General features: G+C 67.2%; 20 protein-coding genes. 7 read left to right on the top strand and 13 right to left on the bottom strand.

The window, feature by feature from the left end:
• Positions 1 to 16: 16 nt before the first annotated feature.
• The 3 genes from AC6IW9_RS02660 to AC6IW9_RS02650 all read right to left on the bottom strand — a co-directional run bounded on the left by AC6IW9_RS02660 (position 17) and on the right by AC6IW9_RS02650 (position 3,124).
• Positions 17 to 493: an HPP family protein gene (locus tag AC6IW9_RS02660; RefSeq protein WP_497768832.1), complete on the bottom strand. Its 477-nt coding sequence runs from the start codon at positions 491 to 493 to the stop codon at positions 17 to 19.
• 72 nt (positions 494 to 565) lie between these two features.
• Positions 566 to 1,768 carry an NAD-dependent formate dehydrogenase gene (locus AC6IW9_RS02655; RefSeq protein WP_497768829.1) on the bottom strand — a complete coding sequence of 401 codons (1,203 nt, stop codon included), beginning with the start codon at positions 1,766 to 1,768 and terminating at the stop codon, positions 566 to 568.
• Positions 1,769 to 2,218: 450 nt separating this feature from the next.
• A complete protein-coding gene (locus AC6IW9_RS02650; protein WP_497768827.1) occupies positions 2,219 to 3,124 on the bottom strand; it encodes a TIGR00266 family protein in 906 nt (301 codons plus the stop codon).
• Between the two features lie 100 nt (positions 3,125 to 3,224).
• On the opposite strand from AC6IW9_RS02650, the gene lipB reads away from it, so the two are divergent.
• The 4 genes from lipB to AC6IW9_RS02630 all read left to right on the top strand — a co-directional run bounded on the left by lipB (position 3,225) and on the right by AC6IW9_RS02630 (position 6,909).
• Entirely contained in the window at positions 3,225 to 3,953 is a 729-nt protein-coding gene (lipB, locus tag AC6IW9_RS02645; protein ID WP_497768825.1) for a lipoyl(octanoyl) transferase LipB, read from the top strand.
• 258 nt (positions 3,954 to 4,211) lie between these two features.
• The gene (locus AC6IW9_RS02640; RefSeq protein ID WP_497768822.1) at positions 4,212 to 5,624 is read left to right on the top strand and encodes a sensor histidine kinase; all 1,413 of its coding nucleotides are present in this window, start codon (positions 4,212 to 4,214) and stop codon (positions 5,622 to 5,624) included.
• Positions 5,621 to 6,277 carry a response regulator gene (locus AC6IW9_RS02635; protein ID WP_497768819.1) on the top strand — a complete coding sequence of 219 codons (657 nt, stop codon included), beginning with the start codon at positions 5,621 to 5,623 and terminating at the stop codon, positions 6,275 to 6,277. The genes AC6IW9_RS02640 and AC6IW9_RS02635 overlap by 4 nt, the downstream gene beginning before the upstream one ends.
• Before the next feature lie 95 nt (positions 6,278 to 6,372).
• Positions 6,373 to 6,909 (top strand): DUF3280 domain-containing protein, encoded by a 537-nt coding sequence (locus tag AC6IW9_RS02630; protein ID WP_497768816.1) that lies wholly within the window; start codon positions 6,373 to 6,375, stop codon positions 6,907 to 6,909.
• 52 nt (positions 6,910 to 6,961) lie between these two features.
• Here AC6IW9_RS02630 and AC6IW9_RS02625 read toward each other — a convergent pair whose 3' ends face one another.
• Both AC6IW9_RS02625 and AC6IW9_RS02620 read right to left on the bottom strand, forming a co-directional pair.
• The gene (locus tag AC6IW9_RS02625; protein ID WP_497768814.1) at positions 6,962 to 7,099 is read right to left on the bottom strand and encodes a hypothetical protein; all 138 of its coding nucleotides are present in this window, start codon (positions 7,097 to 7,099) and stop codon (positions 6,962 to 6,964) included.
• Positions 7,100 to 7,216: 117 nt separating this feature from the next.
• Positions 7,217 to 8,470 carry a BaiN/RdsA family NAD(P)/FAD-dependent oxidoreductase gene (locus tag AC6IW9_RS02620; RefSeq protein WP_497772399.1) on the bottom strand — a complete coding sequence of 418 codons (1,254 nt, stop codon included), beginning with the start codon at positions 8,468 to 8,470 and terminating at the stop codon, positions 7,217 to 7,219.
• 72 nt (positions 8,471 to 8,542) lie between these two features.
• Here AC6IW9_RS02620 and AC6IW9_RS02615 point away from each other — a divergent pair, with 72 nt between their 5' ends.
• Positions 8,543 to 9,559, top strand: a complete 1,017-nt coding sequence (locus AC6IW9_RS02615) for an RluA family pseudouridine synthase (RefSeq protein WP_497768811.1) — start codon at positions 8,543 to 8,545, stop codon at positions 9,557 to 9,559.
• A 297-nt stretch (positions 9,560 to 9,856) separates the two neighbouring features.
• A complete protein-coding gene (gene rpoH / locus AC6IW9_RS02610; protein WP_497768808.1) occupies positions 9,857 to 10,741 on the top strand; it encodes an RNA polymerase sigma factor RpoH in 885 nt (294 codons plus the stop codon).
• Positions 10,742 to 10,758: 17 nt separating this feature from the next.
• Here the strand turns inward: rpoH and AC6IW9_RS02605 are convergent, their stop codons facing one another.
• The 7 genes from AC6IW9_RS02605 to AC6IW9_RS02575 form a co-directional block, all read right to left on the bottom strand.
• Positions 10,759 to 11,796 carry an acyltransferase family protein gene (locus AC6IW9_RS02605; protein WP_497768806.1) on the bottom strand — a complete coding sequence of 346 codons (1,038 nt, stop codon included), beginning with the start codon at positions 11,794 to 11,796 and terminating at the stop codon, positions 10,759 to 10,761.
• A 262-nt stretch (positions 11,797 to 12,058) separates the two neighbouring features.
• Positions 12,059 to 12,187: a hypothetical protein gene (locus AC6IW9_RS02600; protein WP_497768803.1), complete on the bottom strand. Its 129-nt coding sequence runs from the start codon at positions 12,185 to 12,187 to the stop codon at positions 12,059 to 12,061.
• A gap of 81 nt (positions 12,188 to 12,268) precedes the next feature.
• Complete coding sequence (locus AC6IW9_RS02595) at positions 12,269 to 12,838, bottom strand: DUF447 domain-containing protein (RefSeq protein ID WP_497768801.1); 570 nt, start codon at positions 12,836 to 12,838, stop codon at positions 12,269 to 12,271.
• A gap of 9 nt (positions 12,839 to 12,847) precedes the next feature.
• Positions 12,848 to 14,242: a DUF6513 domain-containing protein gene (locus AC6IW9_RS02590; protein WP_497768798.1), complete on the bottom strand. Its 1,395-nt coding sequence runs from the start codon at positions 14,240 to 14,242 to the stop codon at positions 12,848 to 12,850.
• The gene (locus AC6IW9_RS02585; protein WP_497768795.1) at positions 14,235 to 14,804 is read right to left on the bottom strand and encodes a flavoprotein; all 570 of its coding nucleotides are present in this window, start codon (positions 14,802 to 14,804) and stop codon (positions 14,235 to 14,237) included. The genes AC6IW9_RS02590 and AC6IW9_RS02585 overlap by 8 nt, the downstream gene beginning before the upstream one ends.
• Positions 14,801 to 15,601: an amino acid kinase family protein gene (locus AC6IW9_RS02580; protein WP_497768793.1), complete on the bottom strand. Its 801-nt coding sequence runs from the start codon at positions 15,599 to 15,601 to the stop codon at positions 14,801 to 14,803. Before AC6IW9_RS02580 ends, AC6IW9_RS02585 begins: the two co-directional genes overlap by 4 nt.
• On the bottom strand, positions 15,573 to 16,751 hold the full coding sequence (locus tag AC6IW9_RS02575) for a (5-formylfuran-3-yl)methyl phosphate synthase (protein WP_497768790.1): 1,179 nt from the start codon (positions 16,749 to 16,751) through the stop codon (positions 15,573 to 15,575). Before AC6IW9_RS02575 ends, AC6IW9_RS02580 begins: the two co-directional genes overlap by 29 nt.
• Before the next feature lie 164 nt (positions 16,752 to 16,915).
• Between AC6IW9_RS02575 and AC6IW9_RS02570 the strand changes: the two genes are divergently transcribed.
• A complete protein-coding gene (locus AC6IW9_RS02570; RefSeq protein ID WP_497768788.1) occupies positions 16,916 to 17,599 on the top strand; it encodes a type 1 glutamine amidotransferase domain-containing protein in 684 nt (227 codons plus the stop codon).
• A gap of 209 nt (positions 17,600 to 17,808) precedes the next feature.
• On the opposite strand, the gene AC6IW9_RS02565 is transcribed toward AC6IW9_RS02570, so the two are convergent.
• Complete coding sequence (locus AC6IW9_RS02565) at positions 17,809 to 19,113, bottom strand: bifunctional folylpolyglutamate synthase/dihydrofolate synthase (RefSeq protein ID WP_497768785.1); 1,305 nt, start codon at positions 19,111 to 19,113, stop codon at positions 17,809 to 17,811.
• Positions 19,114 to 19,126: the final 13 nt, after the last annotated feature.

Genomic DNA, 19,126 nt, shown 5'->3' with positions numbered 1-19,126 from the left:
CCTCGACAGTCTACCGCTATTGCCGGCGTCGAGCCGATTTATTGTAGACGAACGCGAAGGCGACGATCAACAGAGCGCCGGCGAGCGTCGGCGTGAGCAGAAAGCTCCATCCCGGGTGGGTCGAGAAGATGATGACCGGGTTCGAGCCCGCCGGCGGATGGACGGTGCGCGTCGCGATCATGACCATGAGCGCGACGCTCACCGCCGCCGCCATGGCCCAGGGCGTCGGGCCGAAAAGGGCGAGGCTGCCGAGCCCGATCGCCGACGACATCGTATGGCCGAGGACCACATTGCGCGGCTGCGAGAACGGCAGGTCGGGAAAGCCGAAGACGAGCACGCAAGAGGCGCCGAACGAGCCCAGAAGAAGAGGCAGATCGAGGCTCTCGCCGAGTCGCCCGAGCAGCAGGACGAGAGCGAAGCCGCCCAATCCGGCCGTCGCGATCGAGCGGAGCTCGACGCCGATTTTCCGCGCGAGCGCATCCGTCGCAGACATTGTTTTTCCTGGCGTGAGAGGGGACGCCGGCGCGCCCGGCGTCCGATAGTCGCGACGATGTGATCCGAGCGATCAGCCGTTCTTGAAACGGGCGGCTTCTTCCGAGCCGCCGGTCGCATTTCCTTCGCTGTAGGAATGCGCGCCGACGCCCGCGAGCTTGCCGCCCTGCACGACGAGATATTCGTTCCGGATCGGACGATTCTCGAAATAGCATTCGAGGATCTCGCGCACGCCTGCCGCATAGCGCGTCTGCGCCGACAGGCTGGTGCCGGAGATATGCGGCGTCAGCGCTTGGTTCGGCATCGTGCGCCACGGATGGTCCTTGGCCGGCGGCTGCGGGAACCACACGTCGCCCGCATAGCCGGCGAGATGGCCGCTCTCCAGCGCGCGGACGAGCGCGTCGCGATCGACGAGCTTGCCGCGGGCGGTGTTGACGAGATAGGCGCCGCGCTTGAAGAACTTCAGCGTCTGCTCGTTGATCATGTGCTCCGTCTCGGGATGCAGCGGGCAGTTCAGCGTAACGACGTCGCTGACCTTGGCGAGGCTCTCGAGATTATCGTGATAGGTGAGCTCGAGCTCGTCCTCGACGGCCTTCGGCAGGCGATGGCGGTCGAGATAATGCAATCCGACGCCGAAGGGCTTCAGCAGCCGCAGCACGCGCAGGCCGATGCGGCCCGCGGCCACCGTGCCGACCTGCATCGCCTCGAGATCATAGGAGCGCGACACGGCGTCGGCGATGTTCCAGCCGCCGTTCAGAATGATGTCGTGCGCCGGGATGAAGTTGCGCACCAGCGCCAGGATCGACATCACCACATGCTCGGCCACCGCATTGCTGTTGCAATAGGTGACTTCGGCGACGGTGACGTTGTTCGCGATCGCCGCCTGCAGGTCGGTGTGGTCCGAGCCGATGCCGGCGGTGACGATCAGCTTCAGCTTCTTCGCCTTGGCGATGCGCTCGGCGGTCATATAGGCCGGCCAGAAGGGCTGCGAGATCACGATCTCGGCGTCGGGCAGCTCGCGGTCGAGAACGCTGTCGGCTCCGTCCTTGCTCGAGGTGACGACCAGCGTATGGCCGTTCGACTCGAGATATTTGCGCAGTCCGAGCTCGCCCGAGACGCTGCCGAGCAGCACGCCCGGCTTGAAGTCGATCGCCTTGGGCGTCGGCAGCGTCTGTCCGTCGGGATAGATTTTGGGCTGCGGAACGTCGTCGCGCGCATAAGACGTCGGATAGCCTCCCACAGGGTCGTCGTAGAGAACGAGGACGATTTTCGCCATTTGCGTTTCCTCTCGAGGGTTCGGACGCGACGGTCCCGATCGTCTTTGCGGAGAGCCGATCGGCGGAGCGAATAGTCTACGTCGCGCGCAGGGAACGTTTAGTCGAGCGTGGCGTGGGGTCTAATCGAATCGGCTGATGGTTCGATAAGGCGATCTTATGCGCGCCGCGGACCGTCGGATTTGGCCCGCAAAAAAAAAGAAGCCGCGAGCGCTCCCCGGCGGGAATCGCTTGCGGCTTCATCTACAACCCGAAGCGAGGGCCGTGAGGCCGGTCCGGGAGGCGGCGCATCGACGACGGGGGAGCCGTCCGCGCCGGCGGCGGCCCTTTCAGGCCAGCGCCCAGCGGAGCCTCGGCGAGACCGAGGATCCGTCAGCGGCTATATCGATTTCGACGACGCGCATCCATTCGTTTGCGCTTATCGCCTGATCCACGGATCTTATCGATGGGGCTCAGGCGTCGCTTCCGTTATTGTCGCCGCCGCTCCAATCGCCGCCCGAGTTCGAACCGGAGCCGCCGATCGGCCAGGAGACGCCGACGCCGCCCGACGAGGGCATGCGCGACGCGATATGGCCGACGAGGCGCGAGAAGGGCATGGACTGCAGCCACACATGGCCGGGCCCGACGAGCCGCGCGAAGAAGAAGCCCTCGCCGCCGAAGAACATGGATTTGACGCCGCCGACCGGTACGACGTCGAAGGAGATGCTCGAGGTCTGCGCGACGAGGCAACCCGAATCGACATGCAGCTCCTCGCCCGGCGCGAGCTCGCGCTCGACCACCGTGCCGCCGGCGTGGACGAAGACGATGCCGTTCCCCGAGAGCTTCTGCATGATGAAGCCCTCGCCGCCGAAGAGGCCGGTCATGATCTTGCGCTGAAAGGCGATGTCGATGGCGACGCCGGGCGCGCCGGCGAGAAAGGTGTCGCGCTGGCAGAGCAGCTCGCCGCCGACGAGATCGAGACGCAGCGGCAGGATCTTGCCCGGATAGGGCGCGGCGAAGGCGAGGCGCGCCGGGCCGTAGCCGTTGTTGGAAAAGCGCGTCATGAACAGGGTGGAGCCGGAGAGGGCGCGCTTGGCGCCGCGCCAGAGCTTGCCGAGCAGGCCGGAATCTTCCTGCGCGCCGTCGCCGAAGATCGTCTCCATTCCGACGGCGGCCTCCTTGAACATCATGGCGCCGGCTTCGGCGATGCAGGCGCGGCCGGGGTCGAGCTCGATCTCGACGAATTGCATCTCATGGCCCTTGATCTCGAAGCGCAGCGCTTCGGCGGGCGTTCGGTTCGCCCCGGCCGCGACCGTCGGCGCCGACTGATAAGGCCCCAAAATTCCGCCGCCGCCGAGAAAACCTTCGCCCGAGCTCATTCGCGCCTCCCGAACCAGTTGCGACGCCCGAGCTTGCCAGACATTCGCGACCTTTTCAAAGGAGAGCGGCGCGAATCGCGTTTCGGTGTAGACTTCCGCCATGTCCTCGCCGCTCTCCCGCGACGCCTGCGCCGCCTCTTTCCTTCCGCAGCCCGGATCGCCGCCGGCGCAATGGATCGTCGCGCCCGGCCTCGTCGGCTATGAGGATGCCGTCGCCGAAATGGAGACGCTCGCCGAGCGCATCGCGACAGGTGAGGCGGGGGAGCGCGTGTGGCTGCTCGAGCATCCGCCAGTCTATACGGCGGGGACGTCGGCGAAGGAGGCCGATCTCCTCGACGCGCGTTTCCCCGTCCACCGCACGGGACGCGGGGGGCAATTCACTTATCACGGGCCGGGCCAGGGGGTCGCTTATGTGATGCTCGACCTCGCGCGCCGCCGGCGGGACGTGCGCGCCTATGTTTCTTCGCTCGAGGCCTGGCTCATAGCGACGCTCGCGGCCTTCGGCGTGATCGGCGAGCGGCGCGAGGAACGCGTCGGCGTCTGGGTCCGGCGTCCGGACAAGCCCGCTGGGCTTGCGGGCGAGCCGGCGGAGGACAAGATCGCCGCCATCGGCGTGCGCGTGCGGCGCTGGGTGAGCTTCCACGGCGTCGCGCTCAATGTCGCGCCGGACCTCTCGCATTTCTCAGGCATCGCGCCCTGCGGCGTGCGCCAGTCGCATCTCGGCGTCGCGAGCCTCGCCGATCTCGGCGTCGACGCGGATCGCCAGCGGGTCGACGCCGAAATGCGCCGCGCATTCGAGGCGATTTTCGGCGCGACGGTCGACGGCTGAAGCCGCGTCGCCGTCGATCCTGCGCCCTCCTGCTCGGCGGGCAATTTTCCCGATCTCGGAGGCGACGACGCTATCGCATTGGCGCGGCTATGGATTGCTGGTACGGTTCCGCCGCCGACGTCGAAGCGAGCCGTCGCGCCCCGCCGTCATCGCGAGCCGAAGGCGAAGCGATCCTTCAGCCGTGGGGCGGCTTCTGGATCGCCTCGTCGCTGCGCTCCTCGCGATGACGGGCGTCGACGGCCGGTGAGGATGAACGAAATGCAGTTGATCATCCGTCTCGTCCTGCGTCTCGTCGGCGTCGTGATGCTGTGTCTCGCGCTCGCCATCGGCTGGGTGATGCTCGACGCGCATCGCACGATCCGCGCCGAGACCGCGGCCTCCGCCGAGCGCGTCGCGCACGAATTGGAGACTCTGTTCTGGCGCGAGATTCTCTGGCGCGGCAGCATGAGGCGGGACAATATTCTGCCCATTCCAAATTGGGAGTCGCTCGCGACGTTGAAGCTCGTGTCTCCGGGCGTCTGCATCGTCTTCGCGCCGGGCGCCGAAGCGCCGCGCGAATTGTGCAGCCAGATGGAAGGGGTCGGCGCGCCGGCGCCGAAATGGTTCGCGCATGTCTTCGAGCTCTCGTTCGGTCCTCCTGCGCCGATCGCGCGCCCGCTCACCGTGCGCCAGCCGGAGACGGGCGCGATCGTCGCGCGCGCCGATCCGGATGCGGCGGTGCGCCAGGCGTGGCGCGAGATATCGATGGTCGCGGGCGTCGCCGTGTCCATGGCGGTCGGCGTGTCGCTGCTCGCCGCGCTCGTCATCATCCATGCGCTGGCGCCGACGCGCGTCGTCATCGAGGGGCTGCGCCGGTTGGAGAGCGGCAATTACCGTCACAGAATTCGAGCCTTCACCGGCGGTGAATTCGGCCTCATCGCCCGCGCCGTCAACGACCTCGCCGAGCGCCTCGCGCAGACGACGGCCGAGCGCGTCGCGCTCACCAAGCGCTTGTTCGAGGTGCAGGAGGAGGAACGCCGCGCGCTGGCGCGCGACCTGCACGACGAATTCGGCCAATGCCTGGCGGCGACCACGGCTTTCGCCGCGGCGATCGAGGCAGGCGCGCAGGATCGGCCCGATCTCGCCGCCGACGCGCGCTCGATCGGCAAGGTCGCGCGGCGCATGACGGCGACCTTGCGCGAGGCGCTGGCGCGGCTGCGCTCGCAGGATCTCGAGGAGCTCGGCCTCGAGGCCTGCCTCGTGCAGCTCGTCGCGGGATGGAATGCGCAGACGGCGCCGCGCGCCGTCGTGCATCTCGATCTGATGGGCGATCTCGCCGTGGTGCCGCCGTCCGTCTCGACCAGCGTCTTCCGCATCGCGCAGGAATGCCTGACCAACGCCATGCGCCATGGACGCCCGCATGACGTCTATCTGCGTGTCGAGCGCCTCGCGTCCAACGACGGGATCGTCGCGCTGACCGTCGAGGACGACGGCGGCGGCGATCCGACGCGCATCGATCTGACCGCCGGCCATGGGCTGCTCGGCATGCGCGAGCGCGTCTCCGCTTTCGGCGGCAGTCTCGAGATCGGCCGCGCCGCGCGCGGCGTCCGCGTCGCGGCGCGCATTCCGCTCGTCGCCGCCAACGCCAATGGCGCGCAGGAGCGCAAGGCGGAGGAGCGCAAGGCCGCATGAAAGCCGTTTCCGTTCTGCTCGTCGACGATCATCCGGTGGTGCGCGAGGGCTATCGCCGCCTGCTCGAGCGCCAGGGCGGCTTTACCGTCGTCGCCGAGGCCGAGGATGCGGCCTCGGCCTATCGGGCCTATCGCGATCATTCGCCGGACGTCGTAGTGATGGACCTCTCGCTGCGCGGCGGCGCCGGAGGGCTCGAGGCGGTGCGCCACATTCGCCAATGGGACAAGCGCGCGCGCATTCTCGTCTTTACCATGCACAGCGCCGCAGCCTATGCGCTGAAGGCCTTCGAGGCGGGCGCGAGCGGTTTCATCACCAAAGGCGGCGACCCGGGCGAATTGGTGCGCGCCGTGGCGCTCGTCGCGCGCGGCGGGCGCGCGCTCGGCGACGACGTCGCCCGCGAGATCGCCGCCGAGCGTCTCGCCGACGGACGTTCGCCGCTCGCCGATCTCGGCCCGCGCGAGACGGAAATCCTGCGTCTCGTCGCGTCCGGCTGTACGACCGAGGACATCGCGCGTTCGCTGCATCTGAGCCCGAAGACGGTGCAGAATTATCATTATCAGATCAAGTCCAAGGTCGGCGCGCGCACCGACGCGCATCTCGTCTGGCTCGCCATCGGCGCGGGACTCGTCGCCGCCGACGCGCCGCCGCTCTGACGCGGGAAATTCTCCCGTGTTCGGACGGGACAGAATCGCTGGCCGACGCCGTTCTTCGCGTTAATGTCGAGCCTCGGACAGCAGGAGGGCGCGTCATGGCTCGATTGTTCTCGATCGTTCTGCTCGCGGGGATCGTTTTCTTCGCCTCGCCGGCGCGCGCCGCGCCGCCGCCGAAGCTCATCGTCTTCGATCTCGAGCTCGACGATTTCAGCGCCGGCGGGCCGCTCGCCGGCGAGAGCGCGGAAGAGACCGAGCGGCTGCGCAAGATGACGCGGCTCGCGCGGGAACTGCTCGCCGCTTCCGGCTTGTTCGAGATCGTGGACGTCGGCCCGACGAGCGACAGCAGGGTCGCCGATCACTGGCTGCGCAAATGCAACGGCTGCGACGCCGATGTGGCGCGCGAAGCCGGCGCCGATCTCTCTTTCGTCGGCTTCTTCCGCAAGGTGAGCGTGATGGAGCAATATCTCGAATTCCGCATCCGCGACGCGCGCACGGGCGAACTGGTCAACATCTCGCAGACCGATCTGCGCGGCGAGACGGACGAATCCTGGCGGCGGGCGTTGACCTATCTGATCCGCTACAATCTCGTGGAGCCGGAGCTGGCGCGCCGGGGCGGGAAGGCGGCGGAGTAGAATCCGGTTTGGTGACGACCCGCCGAAAGTCGCTCCAGTCGGAGGCGACCTGTCAATGCATGAAAAGTTTTGCGAAAATGGCTACTTGGAACGCCAGGACGAAACCCATCATCCACTCGATGACGAGCAATTCGCCTTTGATCGACGACGCCTCGTCGTCACGCTTGCTGAGCGCCGTAGCGGCCTTCAAAGCCTTGTCCTCGGGAGTGTCGATAGCGCGAAACGCCTCGAAGACTTTCTGACTGCAAGTTGCTCATGAGTTATAAATAGCACGAAAGCTTCCGACGCGGAAGCGCATGTCCGGCTTTCACGCGACATCTGCCGCCGCGGAAAGCTTCGCCTCCCCGAGGCGGCGCGCGACGCCCCGCGCCGCGGCCATTCCGGTCGAAAAGGCCGCCTGCAGAAGATAGCCGCCGGTCGGCGCGTCGAAATCCAGCATCTCGCCGGCGACGAACACGCCGGGCAGGCGCTTCGACATCAAGTCCTCGTCGAGCTCGTCGAAGGCGACGCCGCCGCTCGTCGAAATAGCGCGCTCGAGGCCGGCGGTCGCGGCGATCGTCAAAGGCAGATTTTTCACGAGTTCGGCGAGCGCGTCCGGATCCTCGGGCGGCGCCGGCGCGGCGATGCGCAGCAGCGCGATCTCGAGCTTCGAGAGTCCGGCCGCCTTGCGCAGAAAGTTGGCGAAGGACTGTTTTTCACGCGGGCGGGCGAGCTTGCCCGTCAGCGTCTCGATCGAGAGCGTGGGGCGCAGGTCGATCAGCATTGTCGCAGCGCCGTCCTGTTCGATCGCACGACGCAGAGCGGAAGAAAGCGCGTAAACCGGCCCGCCCTCGAGCCCGCCGCGCGTGACGACGACGTCGCCGCGGACTCGGGCGTCGCCGTGCCGCAACTCGATGGTTTTCAACGGCAACCCTTCGAAGGCCGCGCGAAACGGCTCCGGCCAGTCGATCAGAACGCCGCAATTGGCCGGCGCGAGCGGCGTCACCGCGACGCCGCGCGCCGCGAGAAGGCCGGTCCAGGCGCCGTCCGAGCCGAGCCGCGGCCAGGAAGCGCCGCCGAGCGCGAGCACGACCGCATCGGCGCGGCGATGCAGAGGCTCGCCGGCGGCGCCGGTCAGCCGCAGAACGCCGTCGTCGGAAAAGCCTTCGAAATGATGACGCGTCGCGATCGTCGCGCCATTGGCGGCGAGGCGCGCCAGCAGCGCGCGCAGCAGCGGCGAGGCTTTGAAGCTTTTCGGAAACACCCTTCCGCTGGACCCGACAAAAGTTTCTTCGCCGAGCTCTGCGCAATAGCGGCGCAGCGCCTCGGGCGGAAAATCGCGGATGAACGGCTCGAGCCGAGCCGCCGCCGCGCCATAGCGCAGGATAAATCTATCGAGGCTCTCGCTATGCGTGATATTGAGGCCGCCGCGTCCGGCCATGAGCAATTTGCGCGCGGCGCTCGGCTTGTGCTCGTAGACGATCACTTTCGCGCCGAGCCGCGCGAGACGATCGGCGGCGACGAGGCCGGCCGGCCCGGCGCCGACGACGGCGCAGGCAGAGTTTTCGGGCGAGGGAACGATGGCGCGGCTCCGGCGGGACGATGGGACGCCGCTCCGTTACCACGCCGCGAGCGAACCGACAGAAGGAATTCCATGCGCGAAGCGGATGACGAGACGATCGAGGACATTCTGTTCGCCTTCGAGGTTCCGCCCGAGGCGGCCGGAACGCGGCTCGACCGCTTCCTCGCCGAGCGGCCGGAGATCGTCGCCGCGCATCTCTCGCGCACGCGGCTCAAGGCGCTGATCGAGGACGGGCGGCTGACGATCGGCCCGGCGCCGACGCGCGACGCCGCCCGCAAGCTCGCCGCCGGCGATCGCGTCTCGCTGGCCGTGCCGCCGCCCGAGCCCCCGGAGCCGCAACCCGAGACTATTCCGCTCGATATCCGCTTCGAGGATGCGCATCTCGTCGTCGTCGACAAGCCGGCCGGGCTCGTCGTCCATCCGGCCCATGGCCATGAGAGGGGGACGCTGGTCAATGCGCTGCTCGCCCATTGCGGCGACAGCCTCTCCGGCATAGGCGGCGTCAGAAAGCCCGGCATCGTGCATCGCATCGACAAGGACACCTCCGGCCTTCTCGTCATCGCCAAGACCGACGCGGCGCATCGGGGCCTCTCGCGCCTGTTCGAGGATCACGGGCGCAGCCTCGGCCTCGTGCGCGAATATCTCGCTTTCGTCTGGGGCGCTCCCGAGCGCGCCCGCGGAACGGTCGACGCGCCGATCGGCCGCCATGCGATCCAGCGCGAGAAAATGGCGGTGGTTTCGGAAGAGCGCGGCCGCGAGGCGATCACCCATTGGGAGCTCGTCGAGAGCTTCGGCGCGGCCTCGCTCGTCGCCTGCCGGCTGGAGACCGGCCGCACGCATCAGATTCGCGTGCATATGGCCCATATGGGCCATCCGCTGATCGGCGATGCGACCTATGGCGCGGGCTTCAAGACCAAGACGGCGCTGCTCTCGCCCGAGGCTCGCGCGGCGGTCGAGGCGCTCGGCCGGCAGGCGCTGCATGCGGCGACGCTGGGTTTCGAGCATCCGGCGACGGGCGAGGAGCTGATGTTCGAAAGCGAATTGCCGGCCGATCTGACCGCGCTGCGGGAAGCGCTCGAGGCGCGCTGAGCCGTTGCGCCGGGACAGTGTCGAGAAGGCGCGCCCGCCATTTCTTTTTGGGCGTCGTCTCGCGAAGGGGGTGACGCAATGTCGCGCCGCGCGGGATGTCGCACCGCGCTAATTAAACGCCAGTTTGTGAGCGCGCCTGTCGCACATTACCGAAACTTAACCCCGTATCCATTCGCCCCTCAGCAAAAAGCCATCTTTCGGCCATGCTTCGATCGGTCTATATTGAGGCGTTGCGGCCGGCGCTTGCGGCCGACCATTGCGGGCTCGCCGCATAAGGGGGCCCGCCAGGAGGTGAACATGGCGAACGCCCTTCCCACCATTTCCGGCGAAAGCGGCCTCGCGCGCTACCTCGCCGAGATCCGCCGGTTCCCCATGCTGGAGCCGGAGCAGGAATATATGCTCGCCAAACGCTGGCGCGAGCATCAGGACCCTCACGCCGCGCAGAAGCTCGTCACATCGCATCTGCGGCTCGTGGCCAAGATCGCCATGGGCTATCGCGGCTACGGCCTGCCGATCGGCGAGATCGTGTCCGAGGGCAATGTCGGCCTGATGCAGGCCGTCAAGCGCTTCGAGCCCGAACGCGGCTTCCGCCTCGCCACTTATGCGATGTGGTGGATCCGCGCCTCGATTCAAGAATATATCCTGCGTTCCTGGTCGCTCGTGAAAATGGGCACGACGGCCAGCCAGAAGAAGCTGTTCTTCAATCTGCGCAAGGCCAAGAGCAAGATCTCCGCCTTCGAGGAGGGCGATCTGACGCCCGAGCATGTCGATGAGATCGCGCGCCGCCTCGGCGTGACGCGGCAGGACGTCATCGAGATGAACCGCCGCATGTCCGGCGACGCGTCGCTCAACGCCCCTCTGCGCGAGGAGGGCGAGGGCGAATGGCAGGACTGGCTGGTCGATGATTCCTCCGATCAGGAGCGCGTGCTCGTCGACCGGGAGGAGTCCGACAACCGGCTCGACGCGCTGCGCGGCGCCTTGACCGTGCTCAATCCGCGCGAGCGCCGCATCTTCGAGGCGCGCCGCCTCTCCGACGATCCGGTCACGCTCGAGGATCTCTCCACCGAGTTCGGCGTCTCGCGCGAGCGCGTGCGCCAGATCGAGGTGCGCGCCTTCGAGAAGGTGCAATCGGCGGTGCGCGCCGGAATGGCGCGGCTCGAGGCGCTGCCCGCGCCCATGTGACGCAGAGGCTCATCGACTCAAGTCACGCGCTCCGGACGAGCCTCTTCGTCCGAAGCGCTCCTGTTTTGCGATCGAATGTCACGCAGCGCAGCGAGCAGAGGTTGTTCGAGCAGACGGAAGATCATATAGCCCGCGAGAATCGACAGCCCCGCTTCGGCGAGGATCAACAGGTCGATCGAAGGGCGCAGGCGCCCCAATGTCTTATAGACGGCTGCGATGACGAAAACCTGGGCCAGATAGATCGAATAGGATGCGTCGCCCACACGGGCGCCGAGCCGTTCGACCCCGGATGGGGCGCGTGCGCTCGTGCTCGAGCGCGCTGCGAGAAACACCAGCAGCGCGGATGGTAGGCCTGCCCGGACCAGCATGCTCTCTTCGTCCAAGATCAGGACGGTCAGGGTCGCGACCGCAGCGGCCACTATCGGTCCGATCGGAGCGCGGCGGGTAAATATTTGCGCCGCCAGAATGCCGTAGCAAAACTCCAAGACGAGCGGATTCGTGAAGAATGCATGGACAGGTTTGAGTGTGTTCACGCCGGGAGCGAAGTGCAAAACAGTCAGTGTCGAAAACAGATATACGATATAGCGCCACATTTTTTCCGAGCGCTCGAGGAAGAGAGCGACAATGATATAAAATAACATTTCGAACTCGAGAGACCAGCCGACATAGATGATCGGCGCCTCGCCGCTGACGAAGGTCAGGAAGAGAAAGGACTGAACGCCGCGCAGCCCCGTGAATTCGCTCGCATTGGAGGCGATCGAAGGGCAGGAAACAACGGCGAACAAAAAGGCGGCTGTGAAAATCCAGTAGAGTGGAACGATTCTCTGGAGACGCCGGACAATGAATTCGCTACGGCTCGCGCTGGAAGCCTGCATCGAGTGATAAATGATGAATCCAGATATCACGAAAAAAAGATCGACTCCGTGCCCGCCATGCCTGAATATTCGTAAAATCCAGTGTTCTTCGCCGCCGGTATAAAGACGTGCATTGCCGATGCTGTGAAATATAACCACGCTGGCCGCCGCGACTCCGCGCAATATCTGAATATAAATCACTTTTCACGTGAGCGTGTCCGCCCACCCCCTCTGCTTCGCGGCAGCGGGCGACCTATCGAAAAAAGAGGCCGTCACGAGCCCTTTCTGGCGCGCTCCTCGGCCTGAGGAAGTCGCGCCCCCGTGGGACCTACCACAAGTTTTACGACGAAAGCGCTTCTCCTTTCCCTTAAGGGTAAGGGTCCGCCGGCGCTGTTCGGCCCCGCAGCCCGACTGCGGCGTCGCGCAGGATCGAGCGCGTCGATTTCGCCTTCGCTCGACACCCTCAAATATACGCATACCCCGCCGGCGCGACTTCCGCCGCGGTGAGCGCGAGCCTCATCAGGAAAGGCGCGCCCTCATGCTCGGCGTGCTCCGCATGCTCGAGATGCTCGGTCGTCATTGCTTCGGACAATAGTGGTTCCTTCGTGAAAAGGCGTGCGGGACGCGTCGACGCGGCCTCGTCCCCACGTCGCGAGAACGGCCGCCGAATCGCTCAATTCGGCCGGGTCTGAAGATAAGCCTCGATCTTCGCCGTCAACAGATCCCAGGCCTCGCGCTCGACGGGGCCGGCCGTCTTGTCGACGGCGATCCGCAGATAATCGATTTCCGTGGCAATTTTTTCGCGCGGCAGCAGGCCGAGGCGCGTCGCGAGTATGGCCGCTTCGATCACCGCCGCCTGAGCGCGGTTGAATCCGAGAAAAGGCGCATGGGAGACGATTTTTCTCACGCGGCAGGAGAAACGCGGACGTTTCGGATCGGCCTGCGCGCGCGCCACTTCCAGCTCCGCATGGGAGAGAGCGGCGGCGAGACGCGGCGTCGACCAGCCGGGGACGGGCTCGAGCGGCCAGTCGCTCCTGCCGCATACGCAGCCGGCGATGATGCGCACATCGTCGATGAAGCTCGCCGTGGCGAAAGGCGCCGCCTCGAGATTGGCGAGGGTCGTCGAGGGACGGAAGGGCGCGATGATCCAGAACTCGCCGTCCTCGATCAGCCCGAGCGGCGCGAGATGAGTCTGGCCGGTGGGGCCGACCGTCGTGACGACGCATTCGCGAATCATCGGCATCGGCTGCTCCTATTCGCGCGCCTTGCGCAGAGTGTGGCCGGCCTCGCGCAGGCGCGTCTCGTCCTCCACCGTGCGGTCGATCGCGCAGCCGAAATCGAGCGGCTCGTCCTGCAGATAGCGTTTCCCCAAGCGAAAGGCGATCTCCGCCTTGGTCAATTCGCTCGCGAGATAGAAAGCGTGCGCGCCGTCCTTCTCGACGCCGAGCTCGGGAAAGAGCGACATGGCGTCCTGCGCGACGCGATGGAAATTTCGCGCATAGATGTGGATGCCGTCCTCGGCCACTTCGATGCGGAAATTCTCGTCGCGCAATTCGCGCGCGAGCTCGGCGATCTCGTCCGGCGTCGCGGCATAGGGACGCTTGTCGTGAATTTGCAGCAGCGCGTCGCTATAGCCCTTGGGCAGCGCGCGATCGGCGCGCGCGGCGAAGAGCATGCGGCGCGCGGCGTCATGCTCCTGCACGGTGCGGCGCGTGTGCGGGCTCACCTGCACGGTGAGCAGATGACGAATGTCGAGCTCCGAGCAGAGGCCGAGCAGAATCGCAGTGACGCCGGAGGAATCCGCGTCGGTCAATTCGGTCAGATTGCCGGTGCCCATCATGATCTCCGCCGTCGGCTCGCGTCGTCTCGTCTCGACATAGCGCTCGATCGAGGCGGCGAGGCCGAAATGAATGGGATCGAGGATCGGATCGAGGATATAGGCGACGCCGCGCCGCTCGGCGATGCGCGCGGCGCGCTGCAGCGAGTCGAGATCGCCGTGCGGATTGGGGACGAGCACGGGAACGAGCGGCGAATTGTCCGGCAGGATCGAGAGCGTATGCTCGTCGAGGCTCAAGAGATGATCGGCGCCCGCGCGCGCCCCGCGCTCCAGCTCGTCGCGCCGCGCCGAGTCGAGGCTCACTTCGAAGCCTCGCGCCTTCAGCGCGGCGATCGTCTCCTCCATATGCGGGAAAGGCGTGTCCGGCAGGCAGCCGAGATCGATCACATCGGCGCCGGCGTCCTTCGACGCCTGCGCGCGCGCGAGAACCTGATCGACGCTCATGATCGAGGCGTCGACGATCTCGGCGAAGATGCGCATGTCGTGGCGCGAGAGATCCGCCTTGCCGCCGCGCTTGCCCAGATAGGCGGGAAGATCGGCGATCTCCTCGGGGCCGCGCTCGAAGGGCGCGCCGAAAGCGTCCGACAGAGCGCGAAGATCGGCGCGGCAGCGTCCGGGAAGGATCACGCGATCGGCGCCGAGTGGGCGTGGCAGGCGGCGCAGAATGATCTCCTGCGTCATCAGCGCCGCGACCTTCACCCCGATGTCGTGAATGCGCCAGCGCTCCGCCTCCTCGCCGAAGCTCGCCAGCATGCGCTCGAGGCGCGGCAGCGCGAGATGGCCGGTGAGGAAGAGCAGGCGCTCAGACATTCCCCATGGGCTCCCGCGTCGCGATCTCGCGGCGGCGGCTCTCCACCGCCTCGCGCAGCGCGGCGAGGCTCTCGGCGACCTGCGTCGCCTCGAAGGATTTGAGCTTGTCGGTGTTCTCGAGATCGATTCGGCGCGGATAGACCATGACTTTGCGGTCGGGCGCCTGGGTCTCGAGCTCCGGCGCCGTGTCGCAGGCGAAGACCACCGTCGGCACGCGGCATTTGCCGGCCTGCGCGAACACATTGGTCGCGAGATTGTCCGAGATGCCGTAGACGAATTTCGCGACCGTGTTGGAGGTCGCCGGCGCGACGATCAGCGTGTGATAGAGATTGTGATAGAAGCCGCCGACCGGAGCCGAGCTCGCCGTCGTGTCCTTGAAGATGCGCACATGGTCCGGCATCTCGTCGAGGCGATGCTTGTACATGCGGATCACCTCCGCCGCCGCTTTGCTCACGAACAGGTCGACATGGTCGAGCGAGCGGATGATGTCGAGACATTCGGTGAAGAAATGGCCCGAGCCGGTGAGCGCCCAGCCCCACCGCGGCGAGACGACCTTTTTCATGCGATTGCTTGCTCTCGTGTGAAATCGTAAGCCGCGCCGGGAATGGCGCCGCCGCCGAAAGTCTCGCTCGCCTTCGGCAGATCCGAAGGGCTGGCGATGAAGACGACGAGTCCTCGCGCATAATGCGCGAAGCAGGGATCGACGATCGATTGCGTCATCGAGTCCTCGCCGCTGAAGCTCCCCTCGTCCTGAGGAGGGCCCGAAGGGCCCGTCTCGAAGGACGAGGGGAGCTTCAGCGGCGCTCCCGGTTCGCGCGTGCTTCGAGACGGCTCCTCCGGAGCCTCCTCGGCATGAGGGAGGGTGCGGATGACCGTGCTCATTCGTATCGGGTCGACGCTCTTGATCAGCAGCAGCGCCTCCGCGCCGGCCTCGCGCGCATACCAGGCGGCGAGACTGTCCGAAGTAATGTCCCAGCTCGCCGGAATCTGGGGAGCGGAACGCGTCATCGCAACCGGGCGCCAGAGCGCGACGGCGCCGCGGCGATGGGCGAGCGCCGCTTCCCGGGGCGCCGCGACCGGCGCGAGGCCGGGCTCGAGATCGGCGAGGGCGAGGGCGTATTGCTCCATGCCCAGAATCGCCATCTCATGCGCCGCCGCATCGGAGAAGCGCAGCGTCGCCTGCGCACGGCGCACGGCGTCGGCGAAAGGGCCGCCGCCGGGCACGATCGTCAGCGGCCCCGCATAGCGCGTCAGCGCCGCGAGCCAGCCGCGCAGCGCCTCCGGCTGCGTCCACAGGCTCCCGCCGAGCTTGGCGACGAGATGCGGCGGCTCAGGGCTTCGGCTGCTTGTCGGCCGCATCGGCGACTCCGGGAAGCAGATGATGGACCTCGGCCGTCTCCGGCTGCCGCTCGCGGCGGATTCTCACGCCGACCGCGCCCGGCGCCACGTCGAGCTTCTCGACTTGCACATTCACGGCCTGGGCGCGCTCGTGGCGCAGGACCAGCTCGGCCAGACGCTCGGCGATGGTCTCGACCATGTCGATATGGCCCGAGGCGAGAATGATGCGGATGGCGTCCATGATCACGTCATAGGAGAACACCGTGCGCATGTCGTCTCCGCCGCTCGCGCGCGTCACGTCGACATCGACGTTGAAACGCACGCGCTGCGTGCGGCCGCGCTCGAAATCATAGGCGCCGATCTCGACCGGAATGACGAGATCGCGCACGAAGACATGATCGATCTCGCGGGTTCGCTCGCGGCTCTCGAGAAAGCCGCGGCCGACCACCAGCGACCAGTCGACATTCTCGGCGACGCCGCCCGGCTGCGCGCGCGCCGGACCGCCCGGAATGAGGTCGCGGATCAGCGCCACCGCCGCCGGGTCGACGGCGGCGCGGCGGTCGCGGCCCTCGCACAAGGCGCCGCGGAAGCCGAGAACATCGGGATTGGTCACCAGCAGTCGGGGCACGTCCGGCGATTCGAGCGAGCCGGCGAGCCCAGCCTGGAGACCGAGCTCGTGGCAGCGCGCGACGAAAGCGGCGAGCGCGCCGACGTCGAAATGATCGATGAGCCGGCCCTTGCCCTTGTGCGCCGTATCGAGCAGCGCGCCGGAAAAGCCGGCGCGGGCGAGGCGCGGCAGAAGATCGAGGTCCGGCCCGAGATCGGCGAACAGCACGGCGACGAGCCGCGTTTCTTTCGCGAGCGGCGCCAGCGCGTCGATGAGCCGGTCGGCGTCCGGCGTCGCGGGCAAAGCGAATTTGACGAAAGAGACCCCGAGCGCGGCCACGCGCTCGATCGCCTGCCGCGCCTGCGCGGCGTCGTGCGGCAGCTCCACCACGGCGCTGACCGGGCGGCGGCCGCCGACCGCGGCGAAGATGGCGGCGATCTCCCGCTCGGGAAGCCCGCCGAGCGCCCCGCGCGCGGCGTCCTTGCAGTCGATGAGGTCGGCGCCGCCGGCCAGCACGATCTCGGCCTCGGCCACACAGGCGACGCTCGTCAACATGAGGGTCATTCACTTCGCTCCGGCCGAGGCGCAATACCTATCCGCGCGCTTGTGGAGCAAATTCTGCCCGAATCCAAGGGGCCGCGCGCGGGCGCGCTCGATTTCGGGCGGACGTGGCCGGACGAGCGCCCCATTTCTGATGGCCGCAGGCGCGCCGATATGGGAGAAAATCGATGAAAATCCTCATGGTCCTCACCTCGCACGACCAGCTCGGCGACACCGGCCGAAAGACCGGCTTCTGGCTGGAGGAGTTCGCTGCGCCCTATTACGTTTTCCAGGACGCCGGGGCCGACGTCACGCTGGCGTCGCCCCGGGGCGGCCGGCCCCCGCTGGACCCGAAGAGCAGCGAGCCCGATTTCCAGACCGATCCGACCCGCCGCTTCGAGGCCGATGCGGCGGCGAAAGCGCGGCTCGCGGACACGGCGCGCCTCGACGGCGTCCGTCAGGACGATTTCGACGCGGTCTTCTACCCTGGCGGGCACGGGCCGCTGTGGGATCTCGCCGAGGACGCGAATTCGATCGCACTGATCGAATCCTTCGTCGCGGCCGGCAAGCCGGTCGCTCTCGTCTGTCATGCGCCCGGGGCGCTGCGCCATGTCCGGGGTCCGGATGGGCGGCCGCTGGTGGCGGACAAGCATGTGACGGGTTTCGCCAACAGCGAGGAGGAGGCCGTCGGCCTCACGCATGTCGTTCCGTTCCTCGTCGAGGACGAGCTTCGGGCGAAGGGCGGGCGCTTCTCGAAGGCCGCCGACTGGGCGCCTCATGTCGTTCAGGACGGCCTGTTGATCACGGGGCAGAATCCGGCGTCCTCGGGCCCGGCGGCCGTCGGGCTGGTGGAGGAGCTCGCCGAGGCGTGATACCGATCGATTCATGGACGGCGGCGACGACCGCCCTCACCCTGAGGAGCCGGCGTCTCGAAGGGTCGAAGCCGCCGCCCTCTGGAACATCCTTCGAGGCTTTTTGCGTTCCGCAAAAAGCGCCTCAGGATGAGGGGGTTGATTTGTCGCCATTCGCACTCTGGGGTTGAAGCGATCGGCCGTATGACCTGCATGCTCGGCCACGTCGCTTACTCGATGATCGAGCCGTTCAGCGCCAGCACCCCGGCGGCGAGATAGAGCGAGCCGGCGATCAATATGCGCGGCGAGGCCTCATAGGAGCGCCGCGCGATGATGGCCAGCGCCTCTTCGACGCTTCCCGCCGCCGCGGCGCGCATGCCCTCGGCGCAGGCGAGCGCGGCGATTTCCTCTGGCGGCCAGCTCTTGTGCTCGCCCTCGACCGGGACGGCGACCACATCACGCGCGAGGCCCGCGAAATGCCTGAGCAGCGCGCGCACGTCCTTTGTCACCTGCGCGCCGCAGACGAAGACGAGCGGTCGCGCGGACTTCTCCTCGAACTCCGCCATCGCCTCGGCGAGCACGCGGCCGCCGTCGTCATTGTGCCCGCCGTCGAGCCAGACTTCCGAGCCCGGCGGAACCAGCTCCGCCACGCGGCCGCGCGAGAGCAGCTGCAGGCGCGCCGGCCATTCCGCGCGGATGAGGCCGGCTTCGATATGCTCGGCGCCGATCTCGGGTGCGACGGTCCGCAGCGCCGCTATGGCGCCGGCGGCGTTGGCCTGCTGATGCCGGCCCGGCAGGCGCGGCAACGGCAGGTCGAGCAAGCCCTTCTCGTCCTGATAGACGAGCCGGCCGTTCTCCTCGTGAATTTGGAAATCCTCGCCGGCGATGAAGGCCGGCGCACCGACGCGCCGCGCCTCGCGCTCCAGCACATTGCGGGCGGCGTCCTGCTGAAAGCCGACGATCGCCGGAACGCCGCGCTTGAAGATGCCGGCCTTCTCATAGGCGATCTTCTCGATCGTGTCCCCCAGGAATTCCGGATGGTCGTGCGAGATCGAGGTGATGATCGTCGCCTTCGGCCGCTCGATCACATTGGTCGAATCGTAGCGGCCGCCGAGGCCCGTCTCCAGCAGCAGCCAATCGGCCGGCTCCTCCGCGAACAGAGCGAAAGCGGCGACCGTGGTGATCTCGAAGAAGGTGATGGGCTGCGCGCCATTGACGCTCTCGCACGCCTCGAGCGCGTGGCGCAGGCGGTCGTCGTCGACGAGCGTTCCGGCCAAGCGGATGCGCTCGTTGAAGCGCAGGAGGTGCGGCGACGTGTAGACATGCGCGCGCAGGCCGGCCGATTCGAGCATGGCGCGCAGAAAGGCGAGCGTCGAGCCTTTGCCGTTGGTGCCCGCGACATGGATGATCGGCGGCAGGCGCCGCTCGGGATGGCCCATGGCGGCGAGCAGCCGCTCGGTGCGGCCGAGCGACAGATCGATCTTCTTGGGATGAAGGTCCAGCAGCCGCGTCAGAATCGCGTCGCGCTGATCCATGGATGGCCGTCCC

Source organism: Methylosinus sp. shoA (assembly GCF_059718125.1).
The sequence above is the reverse complement of the archived record's forward strand: the minus strand, read 5'-3'. Positions and strand labels throughout refer to the sequence as shown.